The 16,824-nt window shown below is 60.4% G+C and carries 11 protein-coding genes and 1 pseudogene; 6 read left to right on the top strand and 6 right to left on the bottom strand.

Annotated features, from left to right (window positions below):
* The first annotated feature begins 80 nt into the window (after positions 1-80).
* Positions 81-284 (top strand): ABC transporter permease subunit, encoded by a 204-nt coding sequence (locus GNP00_RS08715; protein ID WP_246259274.1) that lies wholly within the window; start codon positions 81-83, stop codon positions 282-284.
* 107 nt (positions 285-391) lie between these two features.
* A pseudogene (locus GNP00_RS23320) lies at positions 392-777 on the top strand (XRE family transcriptional regulator).
* Positions 778-854: 77 nt separating this feature from the next.
* On the opposite strand, the gene GNP00_RS08705 reads toward GNP00_RS23320, so the two are convergent.
* The 4 genes from GNP00_RS08705 to GNP00_RS08690 all read right to left on the bottom strand — a co-directional run bounded on the left by GNP00_RS08705 (position 855) and on the right by GNP00_RS08690 (position 8,281).
* Positions 855-2,189, bottom strand: a complete 1,335-nt coding sequence (locus GNP00_RS08705; RefSeq protein ID WP_011581925.1) for an HlyD family type I secretion periplasmic adaptor subunit — start codon at positions 2,187-2,189, stop codon at positions 855-857.
* 8 nt (positions 2,190-2,197) lie between these two features.
* Positions 2,198-4,456: a type I secretion system permease/ATPase gene (locus GNP00_RS08700; RefSeq protein ID WP_246259275.1), complete on the bottom strand. Its 2,259-nt coding sequence runs from the start codon at positions 4,454-4,456 to the stop codon at positions 2,198-2,200.
* Between the two features lie 17 nt (positions 4,457-4,473).
* Entirely contained in the window at positions 4,474-6,441 is a 1,968-nt protein-coding gene (locus GNP00_RS08695) for a hypothetical protein (protein ID WP_157038090.1), read from the bottom strand.
* A gap of 121 nt (positions 6,442-6,562) precedes the next feature.
* Complete coding sequence (locus GNP00_RS08690) at positions 6,563-8,281, bottom strand: hypothetical protein (RefSeq protein WP_011581922.1); 1,719 nt, start codon at positions 8,279-8,281, stop codon at positions 6,563-6,565.
* Between the two features lie 494 nt (positions 8,282-8,775).
* On the opposite strand from GNP00_RS08690, the gene GNP00_RS08685 reads away from it, so the two are divergent.
* Complete coding sequence (locus tag GNP00_RS08685; protein ID WP_011581921.1) at positions 8,776-9,261, top strand: hypothetical protein; 486 nt, start codon at positions 8,776-8,778, stop codon at positions 9,259-9,261.
* A 10-nt stretch (positions 9,262-9,271) separates the two neighbouring features.
* Here GNP00_RS08685 and GNP00_RS08680 read toward each other — a convergent pair whose 3' ends face one another.
* Together GNP00_RS08680 and GNP00_RS08675 are read right to left on the bottom strand one after the other, a co-directional pair.
* Positions 9,272-10,264: a hypothetical protein gene (locus tag GNP00_RS08680; protein ID WP_041544772.1), complete on the bottom strand. Its 993-nt coding sequence runs from the start codon at positions 10,262-10,264 to the stop codon at positions 9,272-9,274.
* A gap of 492 nt (positions 10,265-10,756) precedes the next feature.
* The gene (locus tag GNP00_RS08675) at positions 10,757-11,947 is read right to left on the bottom strand and encodes a glycosyltransferase (RefSeq protein ID WP_049764789.1); all 1,191 of its coding nucleotides are present in this window, start codon (positions 11,945-11,947) and stop codon (positions 10,757-10,759) included.
* Between the two features lie 252 nt (positions 11,948-12,199).
* On the opposite strand from GNP00_RS08675, the gene GNP00_RS08670 reads away from it, so the two are divergent.
* From GNP00_RS08670 to GNP00_RS08660, 3 genes are read left to right on the top strand one after another with little or no spacing between them, the layout of a single operon-like run.
* Positions 12,200-13,528, top strand: a complete 1,329-nt coding sequence (locus GNP00_RS08670) for a polysaccharide biosynthesis/export family protein (RefSeq protein ID WP_011581918.1) — start codon at positions 12,200-12,202, stop codon at positions 13,526-13,528.
* A 36-nt stretch (positions 13,529-13,564) separates the two neighbouring features.
* Complete coding sequence (locus tag GNP00_RS08665; RefSeq protein WP_011581917.1) at positions 13,565-15,937, top strand: GumC family protein; 2,373 nt, start codon at positions 13,565-13,567, stop codon at positions 15,935-15,937.
* Entirely contained in the window at positions 15,903-16,823 is a 921-nt protein-coding gene (locus GNP00_RS08660; protein WP_011581916.1) for a glycosyltransferase family 2 protein, read from the top strand. The genes GNP00_RS08665 and GNP00_RS08660 overlap by 35 nt, the downstream gene beginning before the upstream one ends.
* Position 16,824: the final 1 nt, after the last annotated feature.

The raw sequence follows: 16,824 nt of genomic DNA, 5'->3' as shown, positions 1-16,824 counted from the left end.
ACGTGACCTTGCGCATCCTTAGGCCAGGCCTCCTAATCAGTGCGCTCTTTGCCTTCATTCAGTCTTTCGGCGAAACGGTGGTGGCGATCTTCATCTCTAGCAGGGATGCCGAAACGCTACCCAGAAAAATGCTCGACAGTATCAGGCAGGAGGCCGACCCGGTTATCGCGGTTGTCTCTACGCTGCTCTACGCCGCCGTGCTGCTTTACGTGTCTGAGCCCCTCGCCCGGCGAGGCATTCGCAGCCGTTGCAAGATCGGCGCTGTGCGCTCCCTGGTGCGTTGATCTTGCTTTCCCGAGCCTACTTTTCGTGGATCTAAGGGGTGCCACTTGCTAAATCGTGCCATATATCCTGCATAGGAAATATGCGGATGGATATGGCAATAGCGACTATGGCCGAGGCTACCAAGGTTCCGATGCAGAACGTTCCTTGGTTCTGTCGTTCATGGACAGGGCAGGAAAGATTGCGATTGGTCAGCTGGCTGACGGATTTGGTATGTCCAAGACCCAGCTTGCCGAACAGCAGGGCTTGCGCGTGAGACTCTCTATCGGGCCGAGCGCAGCCGCGCCCCGAGGACGCAGGTCCGCCTCCGTGAAATGCTGGAGATCATCAGCCGCGTGACGGAATGGGGCCGGTGGAAAGGCCAGGGATGGCCTGGTATCGTGCGCAGCCCTTACCGGCGTTCGGCGGGCGAACAGCTGAGGCGCTGGTAAACAGGGCAAGGCTGCCGCTGTTTGGGACTATCTCGATCATATGGCGCTCGGCGGCTTTGCGTGAGGTTTGTAGGGACATCTTACCGGGCGCATGATCCGCGATGGGCGTTTATGCCTACGGGACCCCTTCTTTTTTATGGTCTAGTGCTCCGTGAAGGCGCGCGACATGCTGTCCGTGATCGGCTTCGTCAGATAGCTGAAGAATGTCCGTTCCGCCGTCTGGATAAGGATTTCGGCCGGCATGCCCGGAGTCGGGGTGAAGCCGGATACCCGTGCAATCTCAGTTGCAGGAAGGCGGATGCGTGCCAGATAGAAGTCCTGCGGGGCGTTCGGCTCGCCTTTGAGGGCGTCAGCGGATATATAGAAAACCTCGCCATTGAGGACGGGCGTGGTGCGCTGATTGAGTGAAATCAGGCGTATGGTTGCTTCCTGGCCCACCTTCACATCATCGATCTCGTTTCGGGGCACATGCGCTTCGATAATGAGGGGTGCGTCCGAGGGCAGGATTTCCATGATTCCCTTGCCGCTTTCGATGACCCCGCCCGATGTATGATAGTTGAGGCGCACCACGGTGCCCGTGACTGGCGCGTTGATCGTTGCCCGCTGGAGAACGTTTTTAGCTGCCCGCGACTGCTCGCGCACGGAATCGAGCTCTGCTTGAATCCTCTGCAATTCATCGAGTACCGCTTCTCGATAGGCCGTTTTCGTTTGGATGATCTGCTGTTCCTCTTTATTCACCTGGGAATGCGTTTCCGAGACCTCGGCCGCAAGGCGCGCGATCTCGCCCTCGGCTTCCGCAATTGCGCGCTGAATGGCCTTCATCTCAGTTTTGCGGATAAGCCCCTGCTTTAGCAGAACCTCTTTCCCCTCAGCTTCCTCCTTTAACAGACCGAGTTGAATAATCGTCGCTTCCCGCTGCTTCGCGTACCCCTCGGCCCGATAGCCCAGCGCCATGATATTCTGCTCCACAAGCGCGACTTCGCTCCCGAGCTTTGTTTTCCATGCTTCGAAATTGAGTTTTTGGGCCTCCAGGATGGGGGCTACTTCGGGATCCATCCTGTTGTCCGCAAGGATCGCAGGAAGTTCGATTTCATCCTTGCCTCCCAGCTGAGCGTAGAGGCGCGCGGATATGGCCTCCAGCCGTACTTGACGCAGGAACAGCTCCCGCTCCTTCGCGAGGGCGGCCGTTTCGTCGAGCAAGATGAGCGGCTGGTCGGACTTCACCTGATCCCCTTCGTTCACCAGGATTTCCTTGATGATCCCGCCCTCGAAATGCTGCACGATCTTATTCTGCCCAGTGGCGACGAAGCTGCCCTGCGCGATCACTGCCGCCGCAAGTGGGGCGGTAAGCGCCCAGCCGCCGAAGCCGCCGAAGGTGACGCCAAGCAGGATAATGCCGAAGGTCGTCTGCTTCCTGATGGAGCGTGGGACCTCCGAAAACCACTCGATGTCATGGACTTTTGCGATATCGGACATGAAGAGCCCTAGTGAAGTTGATGATGACCGAAGGCTCCGCCCTCGATGGTGACGCCGCGCGAGGTAAGTGCCTGTAGGACGTCCTTGCGCGTGCCGAACAGCGCTACGGTCCCGTTTACAAGCAGCAGGATCTTGTCGACCATATCGAGAAGGGAAGGTCGCTGTGTGATCGTGATTACGGTGATCTTGTTTTCCTTCGCGTGCTGGAGGGCGCGCAGCAGAGCGGCATCTCCAGCGCTGTCCAGGTTCGAATTGGGTTCGTCGAGAACAACCAGGCGCGGATTGCCGAAGAAGGCGCGGGCGAGCGCGATGCGCTGCTTTTGCCCGCCGGAGAGCGGCGATCCGTCCGCCGCCACAACGGTTTCGTAGCCGTGCGGCAGGTTCGCGATCATCTCATGCACGTCCGCAAGTTTTGCCGCTTCGTAGATCTGCTCGTCGGTCGCATCATCGCGCATGCGGGCGATATTGGCCTTGATGCTGCCCGGGAAGAGCTGAACGTCCTGCGGGAGATAGCCTATACTCTCGCCGAACTGCCGCTGGTCCCAGTTGCGCAGGTCCATAAGATCGAGCCGCACGCTGCCCGATGTGGGCAATATGGAGCCGACCAAGGTTTTGCCGAGCGTCGTCTTTCCCGCGCCGGAATTGCCGATCACGGCCAGCGAGTCACCGGGCGCTAGCGCGAAGGAAATGCCGTTAAGGACGACGCGCTTTGTCCCTTGAGGCACATATAGAAGCCGCTCAACATCGAGCCGGCCTTCTGGCCGAGGCAGGTTGAGGCGCTCAAGGTTAAGGGGCGACGACTTCAGGAGCGTCGAAATTCGTTCGAAAGCAGAACGTGACTGGCTGTACTGGCTCCAGCCCTCGATCGCGCCCTCGATCGGCGCAAGCGCACGGCCGGCGATGATGGAAGCCGCGATCACCATGCCGCCAGTGATCTCACCTTCTATGGCAAGATACGCACCCCAGCCGAGCATGCCGACCTGGGTGAGAAGCCGCGAAGCTTTCGATAGCGCGGCGAATACAATGTTGCGATCCTGCGCGATGACCTGGGCCTTGAGCGAACCTGCGGTGTCGCGGCCCCAAATCTGCACCGCCTCGGGGATCATAGCCAGCGCGTTGATGATCTGCGAGTTGCGCGACATGGACTCCAGATGAAGATTGGCCTTGACCTGGGAGGCGTTGGCTTCGCCGAAGGGCTTTACCGTCGCGCGCTGATTGAGCAGGGTGAAGGCTAGAAGCAGAAGGCCCGTCAGAACGACAATAAAGCCCAGATGCGGGTGGATCAGGAACACTGCAAGGACGAAGAGCGGCGCGATCGGTGCGTCAAGAAAGGCCAGCAGCGTGCGCGAGACAAGGAAGGAACGAACCTGCTGCAGGTCACCCAGGGTCTGGTACTCGCGACCATTGCTGTAGAGGGAAGCGCGTGCCGCGGCGCTCAGGATGGGCGCGCCGAGCTGGGCGGCAAATTCCACCGCAGTTCGCATCAGAATGAAGCGCCTGATGGCATCGAACACCGCCTGCAGGATTACGGCGGCGACGATCACGACGGTCAGCATCACAAGCGTATCCAGCGACCGGCTTGTCATGACACGATCGGAAATCTGGAAGAGATATATCGGGATGGCCAGAACAAGGACGTTGGTGGCCACCGTGAAAAGCATCACGATGGCCAGATTCTTGCGGACCGCGTTAAGGCCTGCCTTCAGGCAGGCGGCGAAATCGATCGGGCCAAGGCGCTTGTGAAAGACGCCGTCACCGCCGCCGGCAGGCTGGCTCCTCGGTCCGCCGCCGGCCGTAGCCGCCGGTTCGGCGGGAGTGCGCTTTCTTGCCTCGACAGGAACCCCGTCTTCATCCATCGGGACCATTCCTTTAAGGCGCGATCCTTCGTTGCTTTCCTTCCGGGCCGGTTCTTCAATTAGCACCTCTTCCTGCCTCTCAAAGGGTTTTTGGGGCTCATCGGCGCCGGACAACTGGTCCTCCTCCGGCTTTAGATCTGTCTCGGTGCTCGCTGGGATGGCATTCACATTTACCGCGTTCGGGCTTTCCTGAGCCTCGACAACGCTGTGTTCCCGCCTTTCGTTATCGACGGTGGTGAAAACCTCCAGCACCAATTGGTCAATCAGCGCCTCGGTCACGGCAAGCCGTCCCGGGTGCGAAAGCCGGTCGCGGCCGGCCGAATAGCCGTCGCCTTGATTGGCCGGCCGGGAGAGACCATCGCTCTGCTGCCATTGCCACATGGGTGTAGATGCAGGGATGATTTCCGACATTACGGGTTCTCGACCAGTCATCCTAGCAATGTGCTGTCGGAGTGGAGGTAATCTGCCTCGCCGTGATGCGTCGGAACGTGTTCGGAATGTCCCGCCACCTCGTCATCCAGAAAGGCGATGGCTTCATTGACCAGAATGTCCGGGTTTTGGCCGCCGAGGTCCGAGCCGGTGCCAATGATCTCCGCTTGAATCAGGACATCGGTCGAATATTGCCCGGCGCCCACATAGGTTTTGCCGAGGGCGTCGAGATCCATAATCGCAGCATTGTTCGCCAGGACGTTTTTGCCGGTCGTGACGGACCATTCGGCATCCGGGTGCGATTTGATGGCGTTCATCGCTAAGGCGAGCTGATCGCTGTCGCCTAGGATGTTGGTCTGCTTGATGTATTGCAGGTTAAGCAGATCGCCGCTGATATAGAGCACACGGAGCGCGCCGGTACCTGCAAAGGCGGGGTCAGACAGGATGCCATCGCTCACGTAATCCTCGCCGGCCGCAAGCTTTTCTGCCGTCTGGCGATAGGCCTCGGGCATCTGCTCGAACCGGTTTGCGCCGCCCACATTGTAGATGTGAGCCTGGTTCCAGAGCAGGTTATCAGAGGTCGATAACGAACCTTTGCCGGTGGTTTCGAAGCCCTCGACGGCGCCGATCAAATCGTTATCGCAGAGGATGTTCATCTGTTGAATGATGCTGGCGTCATAGACATTGCCGCCGATGATGATGAGGTCGTAGCCGAAGCCGATCTCATTCAGCGAAATATCGTTATAGGCGGTGTTGTTACCGGAATAGATCCGGCTGGTGACGCCTGAGGAGGAGGCGATACCGATATCATTATCGCTCATGAACGTGAACTGTTGCAGCCAGTTCATGATCATGAGATCGCCTTCGATCCGGGTGACCACCCAATGTTGCGGAAAATCGGGTTCGGGACTCGAGACCTCGTTTTGCTTCCCAAAGTCGTCGAACCGCTCGAACGTGGCGATATTGAAAGACTGCGTCGGGTCAGGCTGGCGAATCCAGTCGCCAACAGCGGAGGTGACATAGTCGTTATCGCACCAGGCATTGATCTGGATGATCGCGTTGACCTCGATATGCTCACCCATAACCGCAGTGACGGGCGCGGCGGTCCAGAAACTCTTCAGAATCGCATTGTTAATAAGAATATTGCCGCCGGCCTCGACGCTAACCGACACGTCGATCTCGATGCCATTCTCCGTAATCCTGGCATTGCCGCTGCTATTGGAATTGTCAGTCTCGTCCTCGAAGCTGTGATAGTCCTCGAATCTCGGTATGTCCCCATCAACCCTCTCGCCATTTACGAAGGAACCTTCGATCTGTTCCTCTTGGGCGACGGTGACATTGTCCTGCTGATCCTCCGGCACGCCCTCAAGGATGTTGGCGGCGGTCTTGACGAAGCCCGCGATCTCTTCCGCCGTCCTGGGCATTTCAAGCTGGTCGAGATGCATGAACTCGGAAGCTTGCTCCGCAAGCTCGATGAGTGCGGCATCACTTACGGGATGGGGGGCGAAAACCAGTCCATTGCCGCCGACGCTGAAATAGTCGTCATCGGAAAGACCGATGCCCTGGTGAAAATAGTTCGCCACGGAGCCGACCGGCTCGATCTCCGGCAGGTGAACACGATAGGAAGCGGCGTAAACCACCGTCGCGGCCGCGGAGGAAAACTCGCCGGATATAGCGCTATCGGGGGGGCCGGAAAGCGGCACCTCGGGCCGGGAAAAGGTGAGCTTGTGAACTGCTTCGATTGGAACGATCGGCTGTGGGGGCGCCTGGTAGGCAAGCCCGGGCTCGTAGCCTAAAAGCTGATAAGGCGCCTCGAAGGAAAGGCGCGTGTCAGGCAGGTCGGGATGAGGAGCGTTCAGAGCTTTCCCGGCCTTGAACTCCTGGTAAGCCTCTCTTAAGCGCGCTTCCTCGACCGTGAGGTCGAAGAACCCGATGAAATGGGCAATGGCTTCAGTGATCCGATCCATGTGCATGAGTGCCATCTCCTCTCAAGATCGGCTGATCGCATGGCCATTAAGACTGCGCGGGAAAGCCCGCGCAGTCCCAGTTTCATCGGCTTGCGGAGGCGAAGCCGACAAAACGCCCCCCTTAGGTGGTTGCGTCGTCGAAGTCTTCGCCTGCCACGGTGCTCGTGAGATCACCACCTACAACGGTCATGTCGATCGCGTTTTGTTGCAGGTTGGCACCCATCACGATTTCCTGGTTGAAGGCGCTTGTGCTAACGGCAGAATCGGCACTGGCCGTGCTGTGTCCGTAGACATAGCCATCGTCCCCATTGCCCGTCCCCCAGCTTCCGCCATCGCCGCCTGCGCCGCCCGCGCCCGTGAGGGCCGTGCCGCCCATGCCGCCTGCGCCGCCGCCTCCGGCTGACGCCCAGCCGCCAAGTCCGTCACCGCCATCACCACTTACCCAGGCGCCGCTCAACGCGCCGCCACCTACACCACCGCCGGCTGTTGCATCGCCAGCTGTGGAATCGCCACCCGTCGCCGCGCCGCTAACGGCTGCGCCGCCGGTGCCTGCGCCGCCGGCGCCACCAGCGCCGCCGGTTCCGAAGCCGCTACCGGTGCCGGTACCGTCACCAGTGCCGGTTCCAGTCGCCGCGCCACCAGCTCCACCGGCGCCACCCGGGCCGGCTGCTCCGCCGGCACCGCCAGCCCCACCAGTGGTGGTGCCGCCCGTACCCGCGGTATTGGTTCCGCCTGCGCCGGCATCTCCGGTATCGCCGCCGAAGTTCAGGATCGGGATTATAGCATCGATAGCATCGACCCCGTCGCCGGCGGTAGCGTCGCCACCGTTGGCATCTTCCGTGTCCCCACCGTTAGCGTCTCCGCTTGACCCGCCGTCGCCGCCGTCGCCACCATCGGTGTCGCCGCCGTCATCGCCGTCGCCTGCTAAAGCTGCGCCGATGCCAAGGCCAAGCCCGAGCCCCAGGCCGGTGCCTGTGCCGATACCGCCGTCGCCGCCGCGACCGCCGTCACCGCGCCCGCCATCGGCCCGGCCGCTGTCGCCGTTGCCTCCAGTGGAACTGCCACCAGTCGCAGCGCCACCCGCGGCGTCGCCGCCGGCTGCGCCGCTGACTGCGGTTCCGCTGCCATTGCCGCCCGTGCCGCCAGTTGCCCCGGCTATACCGCCGAAGCCGCCATCACCACCGTCAGCGTCGGCATCCGAGCCGCCGTCTCCTCCGCCGCCGCCGGCCGAAATGCCGTCGTCAGCCTTGGCAAAGCCGCCGTGGGATTCGATTTCCTGGCCGAAATAGTCGTCGTTCCTGACCTCGGCATTGTTGAGGGTGTCATCGTCAGAAATATTGGCTGCCTGGCTGATGACATTGGCGACGTCGTTGCCGGCTCCGTCGAGCGCTTCGTTCAGGATGTTCTCGAAATTGATGTTGAACATGCCCTCGATCGTGCTGTTGTCGATATCGGCAAAGTCGTCGTCCGAAGGCTCATAGCCGGTCAGGTCGACACCGACATCGACCGTGACCGTCGTGGTGCTGTTCGTGTTGCTCGTGACGGTGTTGTCGTTTGTGGTGGTGTTCAGATTGCCGTTGAGGTTTCCGTTCAGATTGCCGTTGCCATTCAGATTGGTGTTGTCACCAGTACTGGTGGCGCTGCTCGCGGCATTTGCACCCGCGGTGCTGTCTGACGTGCTGTCCGACGTGCTATCCGTCGTATTCGTGTTGTTGTTGGTGTTCGTGCTAGACTGCGTTTGCTGCTGCTGTTGCTGCTCACGCTGCTGCTGTTGTTGCTGCTGTTCCTGTTCCTGCGAAGGATCGAGCCAGCCGAAAATGTGGTTGTTGTTGTTACCCATTTGTCGTGTCCTCAAGCGAGGCCGCGACAGCTTGACCGCTATTCATCTTCTTAGGGCCTTCGCTGTGCGGGCCGTTGAAAATAGATCAATCAGACGGCCGAGCGCGCATCGGCGCGCGGCGGACGCCGTTTCGTGACGGTGTTCTCTGCAGTCCTCCCTTTTGCTCCTGAGCGAAAATTGAGCGGAGGCTCGCTGGACGCATGACAACGAAGTTCCAGGGGCGATTCCGCTCCAACGCCGAAAGTGTCACGCTGCTGCGGCTTCAAAAGAAGACGGCAGTTCGACCTAAAGGTTCTAAAAAGAGGCGGATGACGGACTAGGGGTTCCCCCCACGCGGGAATGAGCTGCCTTATCAAAATCGACGCCGGCCTGCCGCAAGACGCCCCCCATAAGAGCTAAAAGGCCGGGCGACTACGCCAATCGATGGATTTCGCCGGTGCCTCGATCCGCTACACTTGGCTGTTCCGCCCTGGGCGGCAATGCGGGGGATGCCAATGCCCAAACTCCAGGAAATCCTTCTTCTCGTCGGGCAGCTCAACTATACGTGGACCAATACCGAAAGCCTGCTCATCTATCTCATCGGCGGGCTCGCAGGGGTGGACAAGGAAACGGCGATCGTCGTTTTCCTGACGCTCAACACGACGCGCGCGCGCATCGACCTTGTCGAACGCTTGGCGAAAATGCAGAAGACGCCGCCGGAATGCCGGGCGGATATCCTGCAAGTCACAGGCCGTCTTTCGAAGGAAGCGGTGCTCCGCAACAAGTTCAACCACTGCATCTATTCGTTCGACCCGGAAAGCGGGCGCGGCATCACGCAGCTGATGCGCATTTTCGAGAGCAGAGACGAAATAAAATACGGGAAGGTGGAAAGCCTTGATGAGCGGGAATTGGCGAGGATCAGGAAAAGCATCGCTTCCCTGATCGAGCTCAACAAGACTATCTGGGCAGTCGCCCGGAAGTACGAATTTCCAATATCCTGACGGTCAGACTCTAGGGACCCTCCGGTGCCGCCTCGTCGCCATTAAGCCGCTGTGCGAGCCCTTCAGGATCAAGCGGCTGTCCGGCAAGCACCAGTTCCGCCGCCTTGAAAGCTCCGGCAGTCAGGCGAAGCATGGGCTCGGGGCCGAGCATCTCCAGCGGCATCCCCATCTGACCTTTGCCAGGGCTGCGCGGCGGCCAAACCTTGAGACCAAAGTAGCGCGCGGCTTTTCGGTCAATGTCGCCCCAATACTGGATGATGGCGACGCCGGCGGACGCCTTTGCGAGCTTACCCAGGGCGCCGATGTCAAGGCGCGCCTTATCTGCCGGACGCTGCGCGAGCACGATGGCGTCCCAAGGATGCGTGAAAACAACGTCTGGGCTCTGGAACACTACGACCTGCGCTCCGGCCTCCCTGAGCCCGCGCTGGAGATGGTAAGCCAGAGGATTGTCGCAAATGAGCGCGATAACGGCCCTGTCGACCGATATGCCCGCAGCTTCGAACATCCTCAAAAGAAGCGCCGGTTGGAAATCGGCCCCGCCGACCAGGGCATGAGACTGATTGACCGCGGCAACGGGAACCTGGTGTTCCCGAGCCGCCTTGATGTCAAGATCATCCGGCAGCACCATCCATGCTTCACGCATGGTGGCAATGACAGCATGCCGCGGCAGCCGCTCGATGATGGAGCGCGTGATCGGACGTATCGGCTCGCTGTTGAAAAGGAGATTGGTGTTGGTGCAGGTCTGATGGTCGATGCGCTCTCGCATGCTGAGCCGGCCATCAACCCGCGCAAGCGCAGCGAGCGAATGGGTGATATCGGCAGCTTCCTGAGCCGAGTAGTACCGATTGGAAGGACGGGTGACGGCGGTTACGCTCTGCGCTCCCCCAAGCAGTGCAATCGTCGCCGCCGCTGCCATATAGCCACTTGCCGCAGGCACGACCAGGTTGAGGCCGGCTAGATTGAGATCGAAGCTCTCAATCATTCGATGAATGAGCGAAAGCATCAAGGGCATATCCGTTTGTGAGATCGATCGTTGGGAGCTGCTTGCGTGCCACATCACCCGCTCGCGCCCGTCTCGCCGATACTCATCTGCCTTTGCTCCTGCTGTGCCGGCCTTGGCCGCATAAATTCCCCCTCGGTGAAGCGGCTCACCGGAGTTTTGCAAAAACCTCAGGACTCGTAAGGCTTTATCGCTCATGCATTTTCGCTTTGTCCCCCCATCGGTGCATTAGCGAAGCAAATCATAGAGCCGCATTTTTTTGATGTAGACCGGATATTTGGGCAAAATTACCAACGCATAGGTGTTAGCGGTCTCATCTAGTGAGCGTAACTGATATCCTGATCTAATCATTTTAGGATTGGCAGCAGGCCGCGCCGGCCTTCGAAACAGGCTGGAATGGAAAAAGCAGGGCGCTTCCGCTGCCCTGCCCATCCTCTTTTCGTACGAGATTCTTTCGTGCCCGAGACGTGGCGGACGGAAGCCGCTTCGATCGGCCTATGCCGCTGCCTGGCTGGGGAAGATCGATTCTTCCGGCGGGTGTCGGTTCGACTGGGCGTCGATGATCTGTTGCATCCGGGCCTTGAAGTTGGCCTCGCTGAATTGTGCCGCGTGGTCCCGGATGACGTCGGGGCGGAATGTTCTCTCCATCGATTGGAAGCGCCGCACCGCCTCGATCAGGCTTGGCACGGTCTGCTCGTGGAAAAGAATCCCTGTGCGCCCAGGACTGACGCTGTCCAGCGCGCCACCCCGCCCATAGGCAATCACCGGCCGGCCGCTGGCCATGGCTTCCACGGGAACGATACCGAAGTCTTCTTCCCCGGGAAAAACAAGCGCTCGGCACCTCGCTAGCATCTCCTTGAGAAGGGGGAAGGGCGCGCGGCCGAGGAAGCTTACGGTCGGACCGGCAATTCGTCTCAGCTTGTCCATTTCGCTGCCTTCACCGATGACGACCAGGTTTTCCCCCATTTTCGTGAATGCCTCGACTGCCAGGTCGGCGCGCTTATAGCCAACGAGTTGCCCCGCCAGCAGGAAGAAGTCCTTGGTAGCCGCGGTGGGGGCGAATTCATGCACCGAAACCGGCGGACTCAGAACGGTGGCGCTGCGCCGATAGTATTTTTCGATACGATCGGCGACATGACGCGAATTGGCGACGAAATGGTCGACCCGAGCACTGGTGCTCACGTCCCAGGCCCGCAGCGGCGGAGCCATCATTGTCAGGAGGGCGCGAGCGAGCATCCCCGAATTCGCCCGATAGAAATGGTAGTGATCCCAGAGGTAGCGCATGGGTGAATGACAATAACAGATATGCACCGCCTGCGGGCCGGGCACGATGCCTTTGGCCGGACCGGATTCGCTGGAAAGTATGAGATCATAGCCCGATAGATCGAAGCTTTCGAGGGCGAAGGGCATCAGAGGCAATAGCGACTGATAGTGCTTCACCGCCCCTGGAATCTTTTGAAGGAAAGAGGTGGTGACCTTGTGCCGGCGGATCTTTTCCGAAACCTTTCGCTCATCATAGACCAGAGTAAAGATATCCGCGTCGGGATACATGTCGCAGAAGGCTTCCACCACCTTCTCCCCGCCACGCATCGACACCAGCCAGTAATGGACGATTGCAACCCGCACGTTCTTTTCCCCCAAAGCGCCCGAATGGCAATCATGGGCAAAAAGCGCCGCGCGAGGCATGTTGTCCATCCTGACGGCTCTCTCCGCCGAAAGATCACTTGGCCCGCGCAAAGGTTCGCGCGCCTCCTCCGATCGGTTTTCGGCACCCGTTTTGCTCGGCCTTTTCTGTCCCAAAGTGGAATCCCGCACGCCCATTCTCGCCGAAAGTGAGTAGGCCCCGCGGGCTTTACCGCGCCGGGAAACGAAGGAAGATCGGTAACGGCCAGGGCTCGTCGCATGCCCGGTCAATGCTGATGCCTCAGGGGGGCTCTCATGTGCGGGATCGATACGGATAGGAAGCCTGTATTCTCCTTGGCGCGACTGGCTCCTGCCGCCATCGCTCTTATGGCCTGTGTTGGCTCCGTAGCTGCAAGCGCTGAGGAACTGTTCCTGCTCCGGCCGCAGACACGGGTGAAAGTGACCGTCCTCGAATGGATGCCCACCGCCGGCGAATATCGTGAATGGACCGCGCTCAACGGCGAATATGTGGTTTCGACAGCAGGTTCCATATCGGTGCCTCTGGTGGGCGAGGTGTCCGCCGACGGACGCACAGTGCTGGAGGTGGCGGGCCGCATTGCCGAGGCGCTGCGGCAGCAGACCGGTCTGGTCAATCCGCCAGCGACCTCGGTCGAGGTGGTGCGGTATCCCTCCATATATGTGAATGGCAGCGTCGACCGGCCTGGCGAGTTCGAATACCGGCCGGGGCTAACCGTGCTTCAGGCGCTTGCCATGGCTGGCGGGCGGGTAAGAAGGACCGATCCACTCGGCGGCTATTCCGAGCTGGAGCAGATCCGATATGTGGGCAAACTCGGTCGCGCGGAGCTCGAAATGAATCGCAGCGCCGTCAAGCAAGCGCGCCTGGAAGCCGAGCTGCAGGAGAAATCCACGATCGAACTGCCGGCGGAGCTCCAGCAAGGGAGCGCCAAGCAGTCCGTTGAGGCGATCCTTCGGGAGGAGGAGGCTATTTTCAGTGCCCGCACGGATTCTTTCGCGCGGCAGCTCCGCTCACTTGAGGAGCTTTCGGCGCTGTTCGCGGAAGAAATCAAGGTTCTCGAAGAGAAGATGGCGGCGCAGGACCGGCAGGTGAGCATCGCCGAAGCCGAGCTGAAGGACATTTCGAAGCTGGTGAACAGCGGCACGGTGACCAAATCGCGGGAAACGAGCCTGGAGCGCATTCTGGCTGACCTGCAGAGCGACCGGCTGGATCTCGCTATCGCTTCGATGCGGGCCAAACAGAGACTGAGCGAGACGGAACGCGATATCGTAAACCTGAAGAGCCAGCGCAAGACGGAGATCGTCCGCGATCTTCAGGTCGTGAATTCCGAGCTTGAAGAGCTTCGGCTCAGGCGCGAGATCTCGCGGCAGCTCCTCCAGGCCACAGGAGCCTCGATCTCGAGGCGCGGCATGGAGCTGATGATGGACAATCAGACGCTCAGCTTTTTCATCGTGCGCGGCGGTGACAATGGCGAGACTTTTCAGGCGTCGCCTGCAACGCGCCTGGAACCGGGCGATGTGCTTGAGGTGCGCCTGGATTTTCCGGAGATGGCCGCGGGAACCGCGCCGTCCGCGCCTGCGGCATCCGTCAACCTTCTTTCGCGGTGAAGTAGGACCAGGAAGGCGCTAGAGGCGGGGGAACCAATGGTTATTCAGGAAATTCGCAAGTTCGGCGGAGAGCGTGGCGCTTCGGCCCAGGGGAAAGAATATCTCTCTTTCCGTGACATCTGGCTGTTCCTTCGCCGGCATTTGATCATCCTCATTCTGGCGGCCATGGCGGGCATTGCCCTCGGAGCGCTCTACACCATTAAGACCGTGCCCACTTACTCAGCCGTGGCGCGTCTCGTCATCGATCGCGAGCAGGCGCGGATCGCCTCGCAGGATGCATCGACCGGAACAATCATCATCGAAGCCGCGGAGATCGCGAGCGAGGTGGAGATCGTCAAATCCGAGGCAATCGCAAGAGCGGTCATCCAAGAGCTAAATATGGTCGGCGATCCGGAGATCCTGGAGAGCCGGTCCTGGAGATCCGCGGTTCGATCCGCAATCGCTTCAGTTCTCTCCCTGTTTCGCAAGCCGGAAGAGGAAGCCAGCGCTCTGCCCGACCAGGAAGCACTGATGCGCCGTACCATGGTTGGCTTCCTGGGGCGGATGACCGTGCGCCGGGTTGGACAGTCCTATGTCATCGAGATCGGATACACTTCGACAGACCCCGACAAGGCGGCGCGCGTGGCGAATGCGATATCCGAAGCGTATATGCGTTCCAATCTGGAGTCTCGGGCGGAAGCTCTGACCCGTGGCGGGGCGTGGCTTGAAAGCCGACTTGTGGATCTGGGGCAGCAGGCCCATGCGGCGGCGCTCCAGGTGGAGGAGTACCGTAACAAAAACGACATTACCCAGATCGGCCAGGCGACTTCTCTCGATCACCAGCAACTCGCCGATATCAGCTCACAGCTTCTTGTCGCGCAGGCCAATACGGCGACGGAGGCTGCCAAGCTCGCCACGATCGACCGGCTGCTCGCCGGCAATATCGACAATGGCTATGTCGGAGAGGCACTGAACAACTCCGAGATAGTCAAGCTGCGCGACGAGTTGCGTGTGGCCGCGGCCAAGCTCGAAACATTGAGCGGCCGCTACGGCCCGGATGGCGCGCCTGTTATTGCCGCGCAAGAGGAGATGGACCGTCTTCAAGGCGAAATCCGCCGTGAACTCCTGCGCATACAGGGCGTCTATAGATCAAACCTGGAAACGGCGAAGACGCGCGAGAAGCTTCTGAGCGAGCAGCTTGACGCCCTGAAGAAGACGGCGGCCGGCACCAATCTTGCCCGCGTGGAGCTGGCGGAGCTGGAAAGCCGGGCCACCACCTACCGGCGCATGTATGAAAGCCTTTTGCAGCAGCTCATCATCGCCCTTCAGAAGCAGTCGTTTCCGGTGGGCGAGGTGCGCATGGTCACCGCCGCCACGCCGCCGCTCGCCAAGACATGGCCGAAGACCACTTTGGTCATACCCTTTTCCATGCTGCTCGGGCTTGCCGCCGGCGTGAGCCTTGCGGCACTGCGGGAGGTTCTCGATCGCCGTGTCGGATCGGGGCAGCGCCTCGGCCAGGAACTGGGGCTGCCGATCCTCGGCCGCGTACCGGCGACTCGCTTCACATCACGAGCTCCCGGTGGCCAGGTGGCGAATCCCTCGATGCGGCATGTGCTCGACGCACCCTATTCCAATTTTTCGGAGGCGCTGCGCAGCGTGAAAAACTCCATCGATGCGATGTTCCCGCCGAACAGCGCCATGGTTATCGGCGTTACATCCGTCAATGCGGGGGAGGGTAAGAGCACAATCTCCGCGAACCTGGCCCAACTCTATATCAATGAGGGAATACCGGCGGTTTTGGTGGACGCCTGTTTTTCCGATCCTCATCTGAGCAGATTGGCGGAGCTTCACGGCGAGGAACTGGGGCTTGCGGTGGCACAGCCCGCACCGATGCAGGGGCCGAAGGGAGGGCGCAAGCGCGCACCCAACGGCATGACGGCTCAAGTCCCGGGCGAACTGGCGCTAAAGGAAGTGCAAAGCGGTACTGTCGCGGCGGCCGAAGAGGCGCCGATGGTGCCGGTACTTACAGCGGACCAGATCAGGGACGCGGCGAACCCCGCGCGGCGTTTTGCCTATCTCCCGGCCCTCAAAGTGCAGCTGGAGCTGCTGCGGCGCCGCTATAACGTGATCATCCTCGACCTTGCGGCTTTCGAGAACTCCGTCGACGCACGAGTGGCCAGCACCTATGTCGACGGGCTCCTGCTTGTCCTGGGCAATTGCGAGAAATTGACGGTTGAACGGCTGGCGGATGCCCTCGCCACGTTCGGCAAGTCGCGGGTGGGCATTCTTGGCGTGGTCTTCAACCGCAATATGGGGCGCGGCGAGCAGATCGCGGCGAGGTTGAGAGGGATCAATGCCTTGTTGGTAAGACTCGTGACGTCGTGGAGGCAGCTCGATGCAAGAGTCAGCAGCAGATTTTGGGGGCGCTAGCCGCTCCTTCCGCGTCGCGATCGGCATCGCGACCAGCGGCCGACGTGAGACGCTGCACGCGGTCCTTCCTCATCTGTCGCGACAGTGCCGGCAACCCGACGAAGTGATCATATGTGCGGCCGACGAAAGTGATATCGATCCCGCAATGCTCGATGGCGGCGGCATGACGATCCGCGCCCTGTTCTCGGAGCGTGGGCTCTGCCGCCAGCGGAACCAAATCTTGCGGGCGGCTTCAAATGCAGACATCGTCCTGTTCCTGGACGATGATTTCCTGATGGCGCCTTCCTATCTGGCCAGGATGGAGCAGGTGTTTCGCGCTGACCCGTCGATCGTGATGTGCACTGGGACGGTCATGGCCGACGGTATCACCGGTCCGGGGCTTGCGATGAAAGATGCGCTGGCGGTTCTCGACCGCCAGACGGAGCCGGCTCAAACGGAAATCACGCCGATCTACAACAGTTATGGCTGCAACATGGCCGTGCGCATGGGGCCGGTCCGCGCACATAACCTCGCCTTTGACGAAAATCTGCCGCTCTACGGCTGGCTGGAAGATGTGGATTTCAGCCGGCAGATGGCGCGTTACGGAAAGATCGTGCGGTCAGCGAATCTTATCGGCGTGCATCTCGGGACGAAGTCGGGGCGCACATCCGGCCTGCGCTTCGGATATTCGCAGATTGCAAATCCCATCTATCTGGTTCGCAAGAAAACAATGAGCCTGAGGCATGCCGCGGTTCAGGTCGCGCGGAACCTTGCCGCCAATACCGCGAAGCTCGCGGCGCCCGAGCCGTGGGTCGACAGGCGCGGCCGCTTTCACGGCAATCTTCGTGCCTTGGGGGACTTGGCTCGCGGACGGCTTGCCCCACAGAACATCCTCTCGCTCAAATAGG

Origin of the sequence: Chelativorans multitrophicus (assembly GCF_011317445.1) — a bacterium.
In the GTDB taxonomy this organism is placed as follows: Bacteria; Pseudomonadota; Alphaproteobacteria; order Rhizobiales; family Rhizobiaceae; genus Chelativorans; species Chelativorans multitrophicus.
Note: the sequence above shows the minus strand (reverse complement) of the source record. Positions and strands in the feature narration are given on the sequence as shown.